The organism is Phreatobacter aquaticus, assembly GCF_005160265.1.
Classification (GTDB): Bacteria; Pseudomonadota; Alphaproteobacteria; order Rhizobiales; family Phreatobacteraceae; genus Phreatobacter; species Phreatobacter aquaticus.
The window spans coordinates 4905327-4922398 of record NZ_CP039865.1; the positions used below are offsets into that span (position 1 = coordinate 4905327).

The 17072-nt window shown below is 64.9% G+C and carries 13 protein-coding genes and 1 tRNA gene; 6 read left to right on the top strand and 8 right to left on the bottom strand.

All coding sequences use genetic code 11. The annotated features are described in order from the left end of the window. Nucleotides 1-364 precede the first annotated feature (364 nt). The 4 genes from E8L99_RS23400 to E8L99_RS23415 all read right to left on the bottom strand — a co-directional run bounded on the left by E8L99_RS23400 (nucleotide 365) and on the right by E8L99_RS23415 (nucleotide 5688). Nucleotides 365-1312 carry an acetamidase/formamidase family protein gene (locus E8L99_RS23400; protein ID WP_137101820.1) on the bottom strand — a complete coding sequence of 316 codons (948 nt, stop codon included), beginning with the start codon at nucleotides 1310-1312 and terminating at the stop codon, nucleotides 365-367. Between the two features lie 22 nt (nucleotides 1313-1334). Continuing rightward, complete coding sequence (locus E8L99_RS23405) at nucleotides 1335-3782, bottom strand: TRAP transporter permease (RefSeq protein WP_137101821.1); 2448 nt, start codon at nucleotides 3780-3782, stop codon at nucleotides 1335-1337. Between the two features lie 161 nt (nucleotides 3783-3943). Next, entirely contained in the window at nucleotides 3944-4912 is a 969-nt protein-coding gene (locus E8L99_RS23410) for a TAXI family TRAP transporter solute-binding subunit (protein WP_137101822.1), read from the bottom strand. Between the two features lie 86 nt (nucleotides 4913-4998). After that, complete coding sequence (locus E8L99_RS23415) at nucleotides 4999-5688, bottom strand: DUF1045 domain-containing protein (protein ID WP_137101823.1); 690 nt, start codon at nucleotides 5686-5688, stop codon at nucleotides 4999-5001. Between the two features lie 207 nt (nucleotides 5689-5895). Here E8L99_RS23415 and E8L99_RS23420 point away from each other — a divergent pair, with 207 nt between their 5' ends. From E8L99_RS23420 to E8L99_RS23435, 4 genes are all read left to right on the top strand, one after another. After that, nucleotides 5896-6669 (top strand): gamma-glutamyl-gamma-aminobutyrate hydrolase family protein, encoded by a 774-nt coding sequence (locus E8L99_RS23420; protein WP_137101824.1) that lies wholly within the window; start codon nucleotides 5896-5898, stop codon nucleotides 6667-6669. A 121-nt stretch (nucleotides 6670-6790) separates the two neighbouring features. Then, on the top strand, nucleotides 6791-7075 hold the full coding sequence (locus E8L99_RS23425) for a hypothetical protein (RefSeq protein ID WP_137101825.1): 285 nt from the start codon (nucleotides 6791-6793) through the stop codon (nucleotides 7073-7075). Between the two features lie 104 nt (nucleotides 7076-7179). Beyond that, entirely contained in the window at nucleotides 7180-8349 is a 1170-nt protein-coding gene (mnmA, locus tag E8L99_RS23430) for a tRNA 2-thiouridine(34) synthase MnmA (RefSeq protein WP_137101826.1), read from the top strand. A 27-nt stretch (nucleotides 8350-8376) separates the two neighbouring features. After that, nucleotides 8377-9006, top strand: coding sequence for a class I SAM-dependent methyltransferase (locus E8L99_RS23435; RefSeq protein ID WP_137101827.1), 630 nt, complete (start codon nucleotides 8377-8379; stop codon nucleotides 9004-9006). 3 nt (nucleotides 9007-9009) lie between these two features. On the opposite strand, the gene E8L99_RS23440 is transcribed toward E8L99_RS23435, so the two are convergent. Beyond that, nucleotides 9010-9360: a hypothetical protein gene (locus tag E8L99_RS23440; protein WP_137101828.1), complete on the bottom strand. Its 351-nt coding sequence runs from the start codon at nucleotides 9358-9360 to the stop codon at nucleotides 9010-9012. A 227-nt stretch (nucleotides 9361-9587) separates the two neighbouring features. Here E8L99_RS23440 and E8L99_RS23445 point away from each other — a divergent pair. Then, nucleotides 9588-9664: transfer RNA gene (locus E8L99_RS23445), tRNA-Met, on the top strand. A 398-nt stretch (nucleotides 9665-10062) separates the two neighbouring features. Next, nucleotides 10063-12339 (top strand): sensor histidine kinase, encoded by a 2277-nt coding sequence (locus E8L99_RS23450; RefSeq protein ID WP_137101829.1) that lies wholly within the window; start codon nucleotides 10063-10065, stop codon nucleotides 12337-12339. 186 nt (nucleotides 12340-12525) lie between these two features. Here E8L99_RS23450 and E8L99_RS23455 read toward each other — a convergent pair whose 3' ends face one another. The 3 genes from E8L99_RS23455 to E8L99_RS23465 all read right to left on the bottom strand — a co-directional run bounded on the left by E8L99_RS23455 (nucleotide 12526) and on the right by E8L99_RS23465 (nucleotide 16125). Then, nucleotides 12526-14238 carry a tetratricopeptide repeat protein gene (locus tag E8L99_RS23455; protein WP_137101830.1) on the bottom strand — a complete coding sequence of 571 codons (1713 nt, stop codon included), beginning with the start codon at nucleotides 14236-14238 and terminating at the stop codon, nucleotides 12526-12528. Nucleotides 14239-14511: 273 nt separating this feature from the next. Further along, nucleotides 14512-14787: a hypothetical protein gene (locus E8L99_RS23460; protein WP_137101831.1), complete on the bottom strand. Its 276-nt coding sequence runs from the start codon at nucleotides 14785-14787 to the stop codon at nucleotides 14512-14514. Nucleotides 14788-14799: 12 nt separating this feature from the next. Further along, nucleotides 14800-16125 (bottom strand): hypothetical protein, encoded by a 1326-nt coding sequence (locus E8L99_RS23465; RefSeq protein ID WP_137101832.1) that lies wholly within the window; start codon nucleotides 16123-16125, stop codon nucleotides 14800-14802. Nucleotides 16126-17072: the final 947 nt, after the last annotated feature.

A 17072-nucleotide genomic window follows, 5' to 3' on the forward strand; every position in this document is an offset into this window, starting at 1 on the left:
TCCGTCACCCCCGGCGAGCCCGCAGGGCGAGGGAAGGGGGCCCAGGAATCACCGAATCGCGCAAGAAGGATTCAAGTCTGGATCCCCTTCCCTCGCTTCGCTCGCCGGGGATGACGAGTGAGTATAGCCAACCAGAACGCGCTGCTCCGGTCAGCTATATGGGTCCTTCGAGGCTCGGCCAAAGCTTCGAGAGAACGCGAGATGCGTTCGCATCTCACTATGGCCTCGCACCTCAGGATGAGGGTGCAGAGAGCTGAGCCCAGGTTTCAACCGACCAGCGAGAGGGACCTATCCCTACCTCATCCTGAGGTGCGAGCGGAGCGAGCCTCGAAGGACCTTGTTCTAGGCGAAGGCCCCCCTCCCCTCAGCGGATCTTCTTCAGCCACTTCTTGTCGAGCACGACGTGAATGCCCTTGTTGCCGTTGACCACCTGGGTCACGCGCAGGTCGGCCACCAGCGACATCAGCGCATAGGCCTCGTCCCGGTCGAGGCCGGATTTCTCGACAACGAGATCGATCATCGAGCGCAGCGCGATCTGCACGGCGGCATCGAGATCGGGATCGAAGGCCATGGTGATGACCTCCGTCGGCGTTTCCGCCATCGGCCAGACGAGGCTCATGTCGTCGCGCACGGTGAGCTTGAACGTGCCGATCAGCCCGGTCTCGATCGCCGTGATGCAGACCTCGCCGTCGCCCTGCGCGCCATGGGCGTCACCCACCGAGAAATTGGCGCCGTCGACAAAGACCGGCAGATAAAGCGTCGTGCCGGCCACGAGCTCCTTGTTGTCGAGATTGCCGCCATTGCGGCGCGGCGGCAGCGTGTTGACCCGGCCCCATTCCTTCGGCGGCGCCACCGCCATCACGCCGAAGAACGGCCGGTCGAGCGGGATCTCGTGGCCCCAGGGCATGGTGGCGATCTTGCTTGCCCGGTCGATGCGCGAATGGAACAGGCGGAGTGCCTTCACATCATCCGGCAGCGCGCCGGCAAGCGGCCTGACAAGCGTGTAGCCCCAGTCATAGTGCAGATCGATCGCCTCGATATCGACCTGCAGCACGCTGCCCGCTTTCGCGCCTTCGACCGCCACCGGCCCGGTGCAGATATGGCCCGGCAGGGTCGGCCCGCCGAACTTCGCATGGATCGCCGGAAGCGCCGGCGGAATGCCCCAGCTTGCATCGGGCAATTGGTCTGGGGCCGCGGAGACCGTCGAAATGGTCACCCGTTCGCCGGACTTCACCGTCAGGCGGGGCGCAAGGGTCGCGTCGAAATAGCCCCAATGGGCATTGTCGGCGGAGGCGTCGAGGCGATGGGTCATGATCTCAAGGGTCCCAGATCGGTCAGGCGGGTGTCGGGGCTTCGGTCCGCTTCACCCGGAGCCAATGCAAGATCAGGCCCAGACCGAGGAAGACGAGACCTGCCGCGTCGGCATAGGTGTTGGTGGCGAGCAGCAGGCCGCCACCGATGAAGCAGAGCACGCGCTCGACCCAATTGGCCTGGGCCAGCGCATAGCCGGTGAACATGACGCAGAGCCCGACCAGCGCGAGACAGCCGGTGACGGTCGCCCAGATCACCGAGGCCCAGGCGAGCACGGTGGTTGGCGCGCCATAGGTGATGGCGCCGGCCGCATTGACGCCATTCGGTACCAGCATGAGCAGTTCCGCGCCCTGCGGCGTCAGGCAGAACATGAACGGCACGATGAAGGCCGGCAGCGTGTATTTCCACGCCTGCATCGTCGTCTTGAACGGATCGCCGCCGGTGATGGCGGAGGCCGCGAAGGGCGCGAGCGCTGTCGGCGGCGACACGTCGGCGAGCACCGCATAGTAGAACATGAACATGTGGGCGGCTGGCGGCGGCACACCGACCTTGACCAGTGCCGGCACCAGCATGACCGCGGCAATGATGTAGCTCGCGGTCACCGGCACAGAGAGGCCGAGGACCCACATCGCCAGCGCCGCCATCAGGAGGATCAGGAACACGTTGGATCCGCCGGCCGAGATGATGATGCCGGAAATGGTCAGGCCAAGTCCGGTGAGATTGACCACCGACACGATGACGCCGGCACAGGCGCAGGTCGCCACGATGCCGAGCGTCGAGCGCGTGCCGTCCATCAGGGCGTCGACCATGCCGGTGCCGCCAGCCGGCGCCGCCTGCCCCGCACGATTGGCCAGAATGCTCTGGATGCCCGACACGATCACAGCAGCCGTCATGCCCCAGAAGCACGCCACAGAGACGCGGCTGTCGAACAGCTCATGCAGGCCGAATGCACGCGGTATGTCGCTCATGCCGAAGAGCCAGGCAGCGACCGCCGCCACGCAACCCACGGCAAAGCCGGGGCGGGTGACCAGCTGATTGTCCCGATTGGCCATGGACAGCACGAAGGCCACCACGATCGACCAGTAGACCGCCATGAACGACGAGAAGCCGAGCACGAGGAACACGGCGATCGCGCCAAGCGAGAGGAAATGATAGCCGCCGGCCTTGGTCAGTGCCCACAGCGAGGCGTCGGACGTGCGCACAGACTTGACGTTCATCCGGCGGGAATCCGCTTCCGTCATCAGCCAGCAGGAGACGTAATAGAGGATGGTCGGGATCGTCGCGTAGACCAGGATCTGCAGGTAATCGACGTCCAGAAACTCCGCGATGATGAAGGCAGCAGCACCAAGCGTCGGCGGTGACAGCGTTGCCCCGATACCGGCCGCCGACAGCATGCCGCCGGCCACTTCCGGCGAATAGCCAGAGCGCTTGAGCATCGGCCAGGCGAGCGAGGAGACCGTCACCGTCGTGGCCACGCCTGATCCGGAGACCGTGCCAAGCAGAAAACCGGACGCCACCACCGCACGGCCGGGCGCCGAGGGCGAGGCATTCTTGCCGAACAGCGCGAAGGCCCAGTCGATGAAGAACTTGCCGGCGCCGCCGCGATCGAGCACCGCGCCATAGATCGTGAACAGGATGATGAAGGTGGCAGCCACATCCAGCGGCGTCGTGAAGACGCCTTCGAGTGTCAGCAGGTTCTGGCCGATGATGCGGTTCGGCGTGAAGCCGCGATGTTCGAAGACATCCGGGATGAGCCAGCCGGACCCGGCATAGCAATAGATCAGGAAGACCGCCGCAATGGCCGGCAGCACCCAGCCGACGGTGCGCCTGGTCGCCTCCATTACCAGCACGATCAGCACAAGGCCGAGCACCAGTTCCTCTGGCGAGGGCCGCATCGCGCGGTTTTTGTAGAGCTCGATATTGGTCGAGATGTAGAAGGCGACATAGAGGCCGACCGCCGCGAAGATCCAGTCGGCCGGCTGGTAGCGCGCGAGCGTCTTGTTGCTGATCAGGAAGGGATAGGCAGCGAAACAGGCGACCACCACCAGCCCCAGCACATAGGCGCCGGTCGACCGGCCATAGATGGCGAATTGCGGGTTCGGGTGGTGCAGCAGGTAGAGGATCAGCGCGATCGACAGGCCGGCGAACAGGAGTTCGTCGAAACGCGGGCGCCGCGCCTCGGGGCGCCCGTCCTTGGCCGTCCTGGTCAGGGGGAAAAGGATGAACACCAGCGCCAGGCACACCGCCAGGAAGGTCGACCGGTAGACCGTGGTGTTGATGGCGAACTGCGTCCAGTAGAGCGCATAGGCGCCGACGAACAGCGACACCGCACCGGTGAGCCAGCCGAGCCAGCCGGTGACGCGCCTGGCCGGACCGCCTTCGGAATCGGCCGACAGCGCCTCGATCTCCTCGGCCGTCAGTTGGCGTTCCGCCGTCTGGGCCTGACTGCCTGCCGTTGCCTGCGCTGCCATGGACGTCCCCTCGAAACCCTGCAGGACGGGCCCATCTGACGGAGCCTCTTGTCCCTTTCACCCCGCGCCGGCCGTGACCTGCCGCGGGCAAACAAACAGCCGGCACGGTCCCCCGCGCCGGCTGGTCCTGAATAGCAGCCCGGCCGCGCCGGACCAGTCCGTTACATTGCGACGCCGCGCGCCTTGTAGAAGGCCTCCGCCGCCGGATGGAAGGCGACGGCGGTCTTGGTGGCGGCGCTCTGCAGGTTGAGCTTGCGCGCCTCCGGATGGATCGCCTGCATGTCGGTCAGGTTGTTGAAGATGCCTTCCAGCATCATCGTCACCAGTGCGGCCGGCGCCTTGCCGTCGACGACCATCACATTGGCAACGCCCACGCCCGAAACAGGCTGGGTCTGGCCGGCATAGGAATTCGGCGGCATCACCGAGGAGCGGTAGAGACCCGGATATTTCCGGTCGAGGGCGACCAGTTCCTTGTCCGAATTGAGCAGCTTCATCGGCGTGCGGCCGCCCTGGGCGAGGTCGCGCACCGCCGCGGTCGGCACGCCACCGCCCCAGAAGAAGCCGGCGATCTTGCCGTCGGCGAGCGCATTGGCGCATTCGGCAACGCCCAGATTGTCGCGCGTGATATCGGTCTTCGGATTGAGGCCGGCGGCCTCCAGCATGCGGTCAGCCCAGCCCTCGGTGGAGGATCCGGCCGAGCCGACGCCGATGCGCTTGCCCTTCATGTCGGCGATCGAATTGAGCGACGGCTGGCCGACCACGTGCATGACGTTGTCATAGAGCACGGCCACGACCTTCACGTCGCGCTTGCCGCCTTGGGTGTAGGCCGCAACGCCGTTCAGCGCATCGACCACCGAATCGAGCGTGGAGAAGCCGAGATCGGCATCGCCCGAGGTGACGAGGTTGATGTTGTCGACCGAACCGCCGGTGACCTGAGCGGTGACCTGGGTGTTCGGCAGCTTCTCGGTGAGCACGCGGGCAAGACCGCCGCCATAGACGAAATAGACGCCGCCGGTGCCGCCGGTGGCAACCGTGAGACGGCGACGTGACTGGGCGAGAGCCGGGCTGCCAAGGGTGGCGAGGCCGGCGCCAGCGATGAGCGCGGTGCGGCGGGTGATGAAACCGGACATGAACTGTTCCTCCTGAGAAAACCACGCCGGCTTCACACCGGGCTTTTCCCGACTATAGCCGAGTTATCGCCGCCGATAAGGGGGCATCACCCCTCGAACGGAAAACGCGCCAGGATCGTGAATTGCCGGTCGCGCGCCTCCTGCCGGAACAGCACCAGCGCATCGACGCGAAACGGCGCGGCGATCGGGCGGTAGCGCGCGGCGAGTGCCGCGGCGACGGGCGCGCGCCGCTCTTCCGGCAGCGAGCCGGTCAGCGTCATGTGGTAGCGGAAATCGTCGAACACATAGGGATAGCCCCATTGATCGAGTTGGGCGATCTGCCGCTCGGTGAGCGGGCTCTTCAGCCGCCGCGCCCGGTCGGCCTCCGAGGTCGGCGCACGGAACCCGTCGAAGACCCGAACGCAATCATCAGCCAAAGCGTGGAGATCATCCGACCGTTCGGCCGGCACCAGCGCGACGAAGGACTTCAGCGACACGACCTCGAGCGCCTTGACCGTGAAGGCCGGCCGGCGCTCGGCAAACAGCATGGCGGCTTCCATCAGATCCGCCTCGCCGAAGCCATCTGCCAGCGCGAAGGGCGCCTTCAGCGTGCCGTGAAAGCCATAGCGACGGGGATCATCCGTGAGCGCCGCCCAGTCTGGCGCGTCGAAGGGGGCACCCGATGGAAAGGCCAGGGCCCGCGCAGTGGCGGCGTCATAGCCGATCGTGTCGCTGCCGAAGCTCCAGAGCGGATCGTCGGGCGGCGGGGCGGCATAGAGGGCGTAGCGAACGGTCATGGCGCATGGCCTTAGCCGATCGACGATGACATCGCCAAGTCGGGGGTCAAGTCGAGGCCAAGTCGCGCCCGGCTTCCACGCCCTACACCCGGCTCTTGCAGGGACAGTCATGCCGAATTGCGCCATTGCATTGCGACGCAACACGATCAGAATGCTACAAAATGACCGGCGGAGAGAATATCCGCCCCTTCGATGTGGAGTGATGCAATGGCAAGGCCCGTTGTCGGCGTGATCGGCAATGCGCACATGGTCGAGAACCGCTTCTCGGCCCAGCTGGTCGGCGAGCGCAACATGCGCGCTGTTGCCGATGTCGCAGGCGCCCTGCCGCTGATGTTCGCCGGCTCGCCCGAGATCACCGATGTGGGCGCCCTGCTCGATGTCGTCGACGGCATCCTGCTCACCGGCGCCCGCGCCAATGTCCACCCTTCCCGCTTCAACACCGAGCCGCACCCGGCCCACGAACCCTATGATCCCGAGCGCGACTGCGTGGCGCTGGCGCTCTGCGAGGCTTGCGTCGAGCGCGGCATTCCGATCTTCGGCATCTGCCGCGGCTTCCAGGAGATGAACGTCGCATTCGGCGGCTCGCTCCACCCGGAGATCCGCGAGCTTCCCGGCCGGATGAACCACCGCATGCCGCGCCTGCCGACCGGCGAGATCCATCCCGATCCCCAGGTGGTCTTCGCCGACCGCCACGATGTCAGCCTGGTGCCGAATGGCACTTTTGCCCGCCTGTTCGGCCGCGACACGATCCGCGTCAATTCGCTACACGGCCAGGGCATCCTGGAGCCGGGCAGCCGCGTCGTCATCGAGGGCATTGCCGAGGACGGCACGGCGGAGGCGATCCGCATCGCGGAGGCCCCCTCCTTCGCGCTCGGCGTCCAGTGGCACGCGGAATATGACCCGCACTGCAATCCGGTGAACCGCGCCCTGTTCGAGGCCTTCGGCCAGGCGCTGAAGACAAGGGCGAAGGTGGCGGCTTAGAGGGCATACCAATCGCCGGGCGCGCGGCCGGACGCACGCTGGCCCGACCTGTCGCAATGCCCCCGACCGCGCCCAGCCGATAAGTCCTTTGCATGGGTGAGACTCAGATCGAGGCCATCAGATGAACCAGGACAGCACCGGCCCAGCCAAGGGCCGACGCATGAGCGGCAGGCTGAAGCTGATCCTGGCCGTGCCGGTCGCCGCCGCCGGCTACTTCATCGGCACATCGCTCTTTGCCCACCCGGCTCTCGGCGATGGCACCCGCTGGCTCATCGGTGCCGCCACGGCCGGTATCCTGCTGCTTGGCCTGTTTGGCCGCATCCAGGGCAATGGCGATGCTGATGGACCGGTCGACGGCGGAGGCGGCGACGGCGGAGGCGATGGCGGCGGAGGCGGCGGCGACTGATGCGCCACACGCGAAATGGTGCCGGCTTCGCCTGACCCTTTCGCCCTTTGCGGCCCGCCCGCTTGGCCCTATATAGCGTTGCACCCTGAGGGACCCCGCCGCCGATGCTGAACAGCCTCGACATCGCCAAGCCGCCGCACGCGACACGCGTGGTGGTTGCCATGTCGGGTGGCGTGGATTCCTCCGTCGTCGCAGCGCTGATGGCGGAAGAGGGCTATGACGTCATCGGCGTGACGCTGCAGCTCTACGACCATGGCGCGGCAATCCACCGCAAGGGCGCCTGCTGCGCCGGCCAGGACATCAACGACGCGCGCCGCGTCGCCGAGCGGCTGGGCATTCCCCATTACGTGCTCGACTACGAGGAGCGGTTCAAGGCCGCCGTCATCGACCGCTTCGCCCAGTCCTATGCCGATGGCGAGACGCCGATCCCCTGCGTCGACTGCAACCGCCATGTGAAATTCGCCGATCTCCTGCAGACCGCGCGCGACCTCGGCGCTGATGTTCTGGCCACCGGCCATTATGTCGCGAGCGGCGCGCTCGCCGACGGCCGCCGCGCGATGTACCGCCCGGTCGATGCCGACCGCGACCAGAGCTATTTCCTGTTCGCCACCACGCCCGACCAGCTCGACCTGCTGCGCTTTCCGCTCGGCCGCATGACCAAGCCGGAAGTGCGCGAGCATGCCCGCCGCTTCGATCTCTCGGTCGCCGACAAGGCCGACAGCCAGGACATCTGCTTCGTGCCCTCGGGCAAGTACACGGCCATCGTCGAGAAGCTGAAGCCGGAAGCCGCAGAGTCGGGCGACATCGTCCATGTCGACGGCCGCGTGCTTGGCCGCCATGACGGCATCATGCGCTTCACCATCGGCCAGCGCCGCGGCATCGGCGTTGCCGCCCGCGAGCCGCTCTATGTCGTCGGCCTCGACGCCGCCACCCGCCAGGTGGTGGTCGGCCCGAAGGAGGCGCTCGCCACCCGTGCCATCGGCCTGCGCGATCTCAACTGGCTCGGCGACCGGCCGCTCCAGCCCGGCGAGACGCTCGACTGTTTCGCCAAGGTGCGCTCCACCCGCCCGCCCAAGGCGGCGATCCTGCGCGCCACCGCGGACGGCGCCGAGATCGAGCTGCTCGACGGCGAGGACGGCGTTGCGCCCGGCCAGGCCTGCGTGCTCTATGACGCTGCGGAAGGGTCGTCGCGCGTCCTTGGCGGCGGCTTCATCCGCCGCCTTCCCGACACCACCCGGCTTGCCCCCGCAAGCGCCCTCCACGCCGCGTTCTGACGCGCGCCGTTCAGCGGATCTTGGTCAATGGCAGCAGCCGAGCTTGATACCCAGTCGATCCAGAAGGCCTATGCCCGCTGGGCGCCGATCTATGACGCGCTCTTCGGGTCGATCACCACCACCGGCCGGCGCGCGGCAGCGGCTGCCGCCACCAAGGTCGGCGGGCGCGTGCTGGAAGTCGGCGTCGGCACCGGCATCGCGCTGCCCGATTATGGCCAGAACTGCCGGGTGATCGGTCTCGATCTCTCCTTCGACATGCTGAAAATCGCCCGCAAACGCGTCGACGATGGTCTGCCCCATGTCGAGGGCATCCTGCAGATGGATGCCGGCCGCCTCGCCTTCCCCGATGCCGCCTTCGACTGCGTGGTGGCCATGTACCTCATCACCGTCGTGCCCGACCCGGAAGGCGTGATGCGCGAGCTCAACCGCGTCTGCAAGCCGGGCGGCGAAGTGATCCTGGTCAACCATTTCGCCGCCGAGAGCGGCATCCGCGCCTGGGTTGAGAAGGCTGCCGCCCCCTTCGGCGACAAGCTCGGCTGGCACCCGGACTTCCCGTTCTCCCGCGTCATGGGCGAGGCCGACCTCACCATGGTGGAGAAGCGACCGGCCGGCTTCGGCGGGCTGTTCACGCTGGTGCGGTTCAAGAAGGCCGGCTGAACTCTATCGGCGCTGCGGGCGCCGCTGCAGCCACAGGAGATAGGCGACCACATCCTGCTTCTCGTTTTCGAACAGCCGGAAGGTTGTCATCGGGAAATGGTCCTCGTGCAGGAAGCGGGAGAAATAGGCCTCGTCCCGCCCCGGCAGCCGCACGATCGTCTCATAGGCCGGCGCCATGCCCTGGCGCGGGGGCTGCCCGGCCCTGAGATGGCAGAGACGGCACCATTCATCGACCACGCGGCGGCCGCGCAGGGCTGACGAGCCCGCCTCCTGGGCGCCGGCCTCCGTCCAGGGCAACAGGGCCAGCAACATCAGAAGCGGCATCGCCGCCCATCCCGCCCGCATGCGTGTCATGGCCCGTTCCCGATTGATCAGGCCCTGAACCTAGACGGGACAGCCGCGCGGCGGCTTGCGCCCGGTCAAAATGAGGACGCCCCGCGCGACGGAAAGCCTCACGCCCGCGACGGGAGCTGCGGTCGCTTGCCGGATAGACACCATCAGCGCAGTCTTTGCCTTGACACTGCTTCCGCTCAAACCTTATATCCGCGCTCTCCGAACCGGTCCGCCGGACGGACCCCTGTGGCGGGGTAGCTCAGTTGGTGAGAGCGCAGGATTCATAACCCTGAGGTCGGCAGTTCAATTCTGCCTCCCGCTACCATTCTTTTGGCTAGCTCTTTTTCCATCAAAGCCGAGATGTGGCTCTTGATTTCGATAAGGGGCGGCTTGTGCGGCAAGCCCGACCTTGAGACCACGCGAGAGATCAACTCGCGCAGTGCAACTCCTCCTCCTTGTTCGGTAAACTGCAGGTCCCTCAGATCAACGGCCAGATGCTCGCACGATTGAGGGCGAGCAAGAGCTGGAGCACCGACAACGACGGCATTTGATGCATTCAGCTCGGCGCGAATTCTGTCTCTGGCGTCCTGGAGCTCATCGGCCGTCGACTTGATCGATTGACGCAGTGCCTGGCCCTCAGCGGGTCGGTTGCCTCATTCCAGAGTTGGCTCACAGAGCAGTTTTCTGATTTGATCACGCCGACCCAAGCTCGATGGCTACCTGATGAAGATCGATTTCTGGAAACGGCGACTGGCTATCGCACTTGCCAGCCTCCTGGGATTGGCAGCGACTTTGGTCGCAGATCCCGCACGCGCCCGGTCCAGCGCCTTCGTCGGTCCAAATGCAGACTTCGCGATCGATATCGCGGGCCAATGGACGATCGAGGACATGGCCGGACCGGAAGGAGCCACTCGCTTCATCCGTGCCGACGGTGTGAGAGCCGCAAACTATGGTGCAGCGCATGGCCCGCAGGCCGCGATGTGGTTGCGCGTGGTGGTGCCGACCGACCTCACCACAGCGGGCGGTGTCGTCGTTCTGACTGTCCGGGAATCGCGAATTCGCACATTGGAGGTCTATCGGCACCAGGCCGGCGGTTTCGACACGCAAACCTGGCGCCTGGGAGTACCCTTGGACACGGCCCGGCTTGCCACTCGCTACCCTTCGATCGCCTTGCCAGAAAGCGCGAAGGGCGAAACCATTTTCATTCGCTTCCATACGCCATCATCGATGCGGGCATCAGTATGGCTGCAGAATGAGACCAGCTATTTGAAGACATATGTCTTCGAAATGATGTTTTTCGGCGTTCTATTCGGCGTCCTGCTTGCCCTGCTCATCTATTTTACGTCCGCAGCAGTTGCAAGCAGAGACCCGACGACAGGCGCCCTGGCCTTTCTTGTATTGTGTTTCGGATGCCACATCATCGGCGACCAGGCATTTTTCGAAACATTCATCGTGCCAGGAGCCGTAAATGCTTCGAGGATATTGTCAATCACTGCGACTGCATTCATCTATGCGATTTCTCTCTACTATGCACTGCAGTCGCTGCGCGCGCGAGAGAACTTCCCGACATTTGGACGTGCCTTACACTATTGCGTCTGGTTCTTGGCCGCATTTGCTATTGCCGTCGCTGTTGAAACGACAGCTGGCGGGGTCATGCTTCGTCGGCTCAGCCCAATCGTCGGGCTTTTCACCATCAGCACGGTCCTTGGGTTGGTGCTTGCCACCGCAACAAGACAGCCTCGGCGTGCAATCGACTACATCTTGTGTTGGGGACCGGCCATGGCGACAGGTGTTGCCCGACTGATCCCTGACGTCGTGCCCCATGACGGATTCAATCCAGTCCTCATCAATCTTCTCTACCCGGCCTTTGCGTTGTCTCTGCTGCTTGCCGGCATTTCGGCCGCAGGCGACATCAGACGCCGAGAACGCGCGCTCACCTCGGCAGCAGCCGAGAACGCCGAGCGCTTGAGGGCCTTTGCCGAAAGCGCCTCCGACAGCTTCTGGGAAACGAACGGTGCGGGTCAGATCGTCTTCGCGTCTGGACCTGCCTCGTCCATAGCCGGCCTGGCGGTCGGAAAATCGGTTCATTCGGTGCTCGAGGCAGATCCCGGTGTCCACCTGAAGCCCGGGCAGGCCGTGTCGAGGGCACCTTTGCAGCGCGACGATGGCCATTCTGGCCATCGACACCTCCGCCTCTCGGCAGTGCCCATCGCGGGCGGCGGATGGCGCGGGATCGTCTCTGACGTCACGGATGAAGTAGCGGAAGCCGAGCGCAGCAGCCGGCAAAGCCGAATGGCGGCCATTGGCCAGATGGCCGGCGGCGTTGCCCATGAGATCAACAATCTCCTTCATCCGGTCATCAATCTAACCCGTCGCACGAGCGAGTCCTTTGGAGAAGATGACGAGCGGCGACGCTGGCTGGATGTTGTGCGGACCTCCGGAATGCGCGCCGCCGAAATCGTGGCCGCTCTCCTCACCTCGGTGCGTCCGATCCCCGACGACGGCCGCCGCGCGCCACTCGGCGATGCGCTCAAAGAGATCGCGGAGGAAGTGCGCGCGCTGGTTCCAGGCTCCACTCGCCTGGAGACGCGCTTCGAGCTGCAGGGAGGCCCGGTCGTTCCTGTAACCGAGGTTTTTCAGGTTGTGGCCAATCTGGTGATCAACGCGGTCCATGCCACCCGCGGCGGATCGGTTGTCCTGACCTATGGCCCAGCTGGAAACATCGCCGGCGAGTGTCTTGAACTGACCGTGGAAGATGACGGCATAGGGATGGACCAGACAACATTGCGCCGAGCGTCGGAGCCCTTCTTTTCAACAAAGCCCCAGGGAGAAGGCACCGGCCTGGGGCTCTCCATTGTCCAAGGCATTGCCTCCCAATGGGGAGGTGAACTCAAGATCACGTCCGCTTTGGGAAAGGGGACCCGGGTCACGATTTCCCTGCCGCTCTCATTGCACAACGCGCCTGGCGAGCAAGTCACGAGACAGAGGTCCGTCGGGTGATGCGGATCGAGAAGGGCGCGCAACGCGCCCCATGACCCCTTGGGCAGACCGCCCGGCCGGCACTGGCCGACAGGTGCGACCAGGATTGCTGGCACAGGCAGCGAACTCAGTCAGCCCGACCAGTGCCAGAGATCGGCGCAGCCATCTCTGCACCTGACCACACGTGCCGGTTCTCGGCTGCTCCGCCTACCAGGGCAATGTGATCGGTGCGGCGCAGCAGGCGCGCGGCGCGCTGTTCGGCGAAAAATTGGCCAGGATGAAGCCGATCGAAGTGCCTGCGGAGCTGAAGGCTTCCTCGCTTACGGTGAATGCCAGTTCGTACCGGCGCCCCTCGCCAAAGTACTCCGCGACCACCATCCGCAGCCGGGGCCGATTGCCCATCGGAGATGTCATGGTGGCCACATAGAGATGGACCGGCCCTGCCGGGAGCACAACGAGGGACCTTTGCTCCAGGCTGAAGTCGCGAAATGCGGACCGATCGGCTGTTGCGACCTGGGCTGCCGGGCTTCGAGCGGCGGATTGGGCGCTGGCACCGGGGGCCGATGGCGCGACCTTGAGCGACACCTGGAACAGCGCACCGGGATGATCGAGAAAGAGCTCTGACCCGGCATCCGCCGTCTGATTGAATTCAGCCGGGTATGAGACGGTGAAGGGCTTGTCGCGCATCAGTCCACGGACCGTCTCAATCCCAGTCGATGGCGCATGGGAGGGGGTTGAGGGAGCGCTCCCCTGAGCCAACTGCCTGAGATTGGGCTGGCCCGATTGGACCGGAGCTGACGCCGCCAATTGGGCGCGCGCCTTGTCTCGGCCTTCCGCTGCCGCCCGGTTGTCAGGCTCGACCGCTAGAGCCGCCTCGAAATCCTCGGCAGCCCGGCGGTGATCATTGCGCTCAGCGCGCAGACGGGCCCGCTCGACGAGGGCCTCGGCAAAGCGCGGCTCTGCCTGCATGGTTCGGTCCAGCTCGGCCAAGGCGCGATCCCCATCGCGTTGGCGCAGAAAGACGCGCGCCCGCTCAAGGCGCGCCCAGATGTTGTTGTCGATCGCAAGGGCCCGGTCGAGGGCGGAATGGGCATCCGCAAAGCGCTCGAGTTGGCTCAGAACACGCCCACGATTGACGTGTGCGACGGAGTAGCCAGGTTCGCGCGCGATCGCGCGGTCATAATCCTCCAGGGCGGCACGCAGGTTGCCTGAACGCTCCTGGGCGTGGCCCCGGTTGTTGACTGCAATCGCATAATTGTTGGCCTCGTCGGGGTGGACGAGAACGGCGTTGCAACCAGCGATCTGGCGCTGGGCATCACCGTCGTCAGCGCAATCTTCACGCAACTGCGCATAGCTTCTCTGAGGCACGGCCGCTGCCTGCACGGCGCCCTGGATCACCCGTTGCCCACGCGCGAGGAGGGCTGGCCCGTTGTTCAAGGGCGCGAGCAAGACGAGCGTACGGGTGCGCTGTTCGTCTTGAACGGCATAGAGAACCACCTGGACCGCCTGAACTTGCCCACCGTCGCAACGCAGATCAAAGGCTCCGCGCTTGCCGTCTGGCGAAGCTCCCATGGCAATGGGGCGATGGTTGCAGAACCGGTCCGGCCGGGTCAGCCCACGCATGAACTCGGTGGCGGTTCGGTCCGGCGACAGCGGTGGTGTCTGATCTATCCAGATCAGCCGGAAAGCCGGCAGGGCCGATTCCTGTGTACGGGCCAGGAGAAGACCGGCGGCTCCACCGGGGGCAAGGGTGACCCCTTCAAGTCCGGCGCCCAGGGCCCTTTGGGTGAAGTCGATCAGCGGACAATTGGACGTATCAGTGCAGCCTGGCAAAGGCTCCCCGGGACGGCTGGGCGCTTGCGCAGAGACAACAGCCGGAATCGCGATGGCCAATATCGTCGTGAGAACGCGGGCAATCATGGATGCCTCTCCTGGACGTGACCCAATGATGCGCAATGGGCGCCTAAACCCGGAGACGTATCGGCCGTCTTGAGCCGCCGCGCATCCATCGCAGCCCCCCGTCCAGACTGCGAAAAGGCATCGACCCACGCCGACCGACGAGCTGCGCCGTCACGATAAGCGCCAACTCCAGAGGCGCCGGGTTCGGCCTGCCAATGTTGTCAGAGAGCCCGGGGCATGGTTGCGCAATGCCCCCGCTCCGCTTCAACAGCGGCGGAGCGGCCGCGGCAGGCGTCAGGGGTGAACGACGTCGATCTCGTAGAACGCGCGAAGATTGCGCAGCGTCGGATCGCGGCTCGACTGATCCTGGCTCGGGAGAACCGGCAGAATGAAGTAGGACAGTCGGGACTGACCGCGAACATTTGCGATGGTGCGGGCCGCAATTGCGAGGGCTGGGTTGACACAGGTTCCCTCTCGCGTCCGACCCTCGGGGCACACGGTCTGCGCCGAAGCGGCGGTTGGAACGGCAAGCAGCGCGGACACGATGGCAATCTTTGCAAGGCGGTTCATGGCTCTACTCGCTTAGAAGGTGATGTTGCCGCCAAGCGACAGCGTCCAGCCTGTGAAGGAAAGGGCGGGAATGGAAGTGCCCGGAATGATGCCACCGAAGTCGATATCGGGCCTGCTGGCCTGATTGACCCAGAAATGTTCGGCGCGAACGGTGATCGCCGAGTTCGGCGCAACCTGATAGCGGGCAGATCCTCCGAGCGCCAATTTGGTCTTCGCAGGAATGAACTGGAAGGCGGTCGGCACATAAGCGTTGGAGTCACGGTGGAACCAGCTGCCGAACATCCCCAATGTCCATTGCGGAGTGATCCGCCACGCATGGTCAAGGCGAAGGCGCAAGGCATTGCTGTTGGAGTTGAAAGCCTCGCGCTGGAACTGATTGACGGCAAGGATGAAATTCGCATTCGAGCGCGTGTGATTGAATGCGGTGGTGAACGTCGTCACGTGCTCCGGGTTCCACGTGTAGGCCGCGGTACCGGTCAGAGCGAAGGCGTCACCCTGAATGACAGCCAAGCCGCCGTCGATCCGCGTGGCGCTCGTATAGGTGTAGGTCACGGCCGCACGAAGCAGCAGGGCCCCCATGATATGGGCCAGCTGGGCGGTACCCGACGTCGATGCGCCCGGTTCAATGCGGGTGTCGAGCCCACCGAAAATGTCAGTGGGATCGCGGGTAAAGGCGCCGCGGTGCGTGTGGCTGACGCTCACGGTTGCCAATGAATTCTGGCCGATCGGTATGTTACCGCCCAGAGTGGCTCCCAAATTGAAGCCCTCACCAAATGTGGGAACTTCGACCAGATCCGGGTCGGACCGGGCGAAGGCCTGGGTACCGGCGAGGTTGGCCCTTCCGGTCGGCAGATTGGCGTTGAGCGCGAGGAAGGGCTGGAAGCCCGGCGTTCCAAGCCAGGTCGCAGTCGCCGAGACGACCGTATCTGTCATCGTCGAGACATGGCCGACCAGACCACCGCCTGCATTCTGGCGGGCGTCGACGTAGCCGGTTCGGGCGAGCAATTCCAGCTTCACGTCCGAACCGACCAGGCCGGTCGCGGCGAAAGCAAGCGGCACATAGAATTGCGAGCCGCGGGCCGGAGTTCCCAAAGCAAAATTGTTGGGAAAGCCGCGCGGACCGCTCCAGCTCGTGTAGCGGGCTTCACTGTCGAAGACCAACGTCCAGCCAGACGAAACCGTGACCGACGATGCCGGCGGGATGGCCACATCAGCAGCTGCCGCCGGCGTGGCCAAGGCGACCAGGCTCGCAATAACTGCACCCAAGGTCCCCGCCAAGACCGGGAATGCCGCCGGTCGGGCGGTCCGATTCACGTTCACACTTGTATTCTTGAGCATTGGTGTCACTTCGGCGGCGGTGCTGACTTGAGATGGCGGATGGTGCTGCGGTGGAATGAGCGCCTTTGCTGCGGCTTCAGCGCCTCAGAGGGCCACGTGCCCCCAAGCCATTGTCCGATATCAACCCGCCGCCCCTGTCCGAAATCAGAGCGTTCCGGTTGTTGCTCATCAGGGCATTCGGTGGCGGGGTGATCGTGCGCGGAGGGGGGCTTCCAATGGATGTTCTGACCGGCTGCAACGTCGTGCGCGCCGTCTGCGGCGCGACATAACCAGGCGCTCCGGGCATGCGGCGCGGATTGTTGTCCCAAGGGGCACAGCCTGAAACAAACATGTTCACGTAGCCACCGCACCCTGCGGCGAAGCTCTTCTCGGCCGACAATGTCAGCGTCGCCGCCAACAATGCGCACAATGATACTGCACGATGCATGATGTTGCCCCCACCGATCGATGTCGCCAGAAGTGCGGATGCCGCCGGCGCAATCGCGGCGGCACCCACCTCGGACGCGTATTCGCGCGTGCCTTAGCGACGATTGCCAGAGAACCCAGCACTGTCGTTGCCGATCAGGCCAGGATTGCGATTTCCAGGGCTCAGCAATCCTGGATTGCGGTTCCCGGGGCTCAACAGGGTTGAGCCATCATTACCAATCAACCGCGAAGGCGGCTGAACGATTCGTGTCGGCGGCTGAACGATTCGTGTCGGCGGCTGAACGATTCGTGTCGGCGGCAAACCGACGGGAGGGGATGGACGCGGAGCAACGTAACCCGGCGCACCAGGCATCCGGCGGGGATTGTTATCCCAAGGAGCACAGCCGGAGACCCAGACGTTCACGTAGCCGCCGCAGCCCGCAGCCTGGGCAGGTGACGATACGAAAAGGGCACTTCCTGCCGTAAGGGCAGTAACAAAGAATGAAACGCTGGCTGCTGCTCGCATCGTGACTCTCCAGACA

Excerpts from the sequence above, each read along its gene's own strand:
- E8L99_RS23465 (WP_137101832.1), bottom strand. The coding sequence starts at position 16,125 with ATGCTCAAGAATACAAGTGTGAACGTGAATCGGACCGCCCGACCGGCG.
- E8L99_RS23425 (WP_137101825.1), top strand. The coding sequence starts at position 6,791 with ATGAACCAGGACAGCACCGGCCCAGCCAAGGGCCGACGCATGAGCGGC.
- E8L99_RS23415 (WP_137101823.1), bottom strand. The coding sequence starts at position 5,688 with ATGACCGTTCGCTACGCCCTCTATGCCGCCCCGCCGCCCGACGATCCG.
- E8L99_RS23460 (WP_137101831.1), bottom strand. The coding sequence starts at position 14,787 with ATGAACCGCCTTGCAAAGATTGCCATCGTGTCCGCGCTGCTTGCCGTT.
- mnmA (WP_137101826.1), top strand. The coding sequence starts at position 7,180 with ATGCTGAACAGCCTCGACATCGCCAAGCCGCCGCACGCGACACGCGTG.
- E8L99_RS23435 (WP_137101827.1), top strand. The coding sequence starts at position 8,377 with ATGGCAGCAGCCGAGCTTGATACCCAGTCGATCCAGAAGGCCTATGCC.
- E8L99_RS23400 (WP_137101820.1), bottom strand. The coding sequence starts at position 1,312 with ATGACCCATCGCCTCGACGCCTCCGCCGACAATGCCCATTGGGGCTAT.
- E8L99_RS23455 (WP_137101830.1), bottom strand. The coding sequence starts at position 14,238 with ATGATTGCCCGCGTTCTCACGACGATATTGGCCATCGCGATTCCGGCT.
- E8L99_RS23450 (WP_137101829.1), top strand. The coding sequence starts at position 10,063 with ATGAAGATCGATTTCTGGAAACGGCGACTGGCTATCGCACTTGCCAGC.
- E8L99_RS23420 (WP_137101824.1), top strand. The coding sequence starts at position 5,896 with ATGGCAAGGCCCGTTGTCGGCGTGATCGGCAATGCGCACATGGTCGAG.
- E8L99_RS23410 (WP_137101822.1), bottom strand. The coding sequence starts at position 4,912 with ATGTCCGGTTTCATCACCCGCCGCACCGCGCTCATCGCTGGCGCCGGC.
- E8L99_RS23440 (WP_137101828.1), bottom strand. The coding sequence starts at position 9,360 with ATGACACGCATGCGGGCGGGATGGGCGGCGATGCCGCTTCTGATGTTG.
- E8L99_RS23405 (WP_137101821.1), bottom strand. The coding sequence starts at position 3,782 with ATGGCAGCGCAGGCAACGGCAGGCAGTCAGGCCCAGACGGCGGAACGC.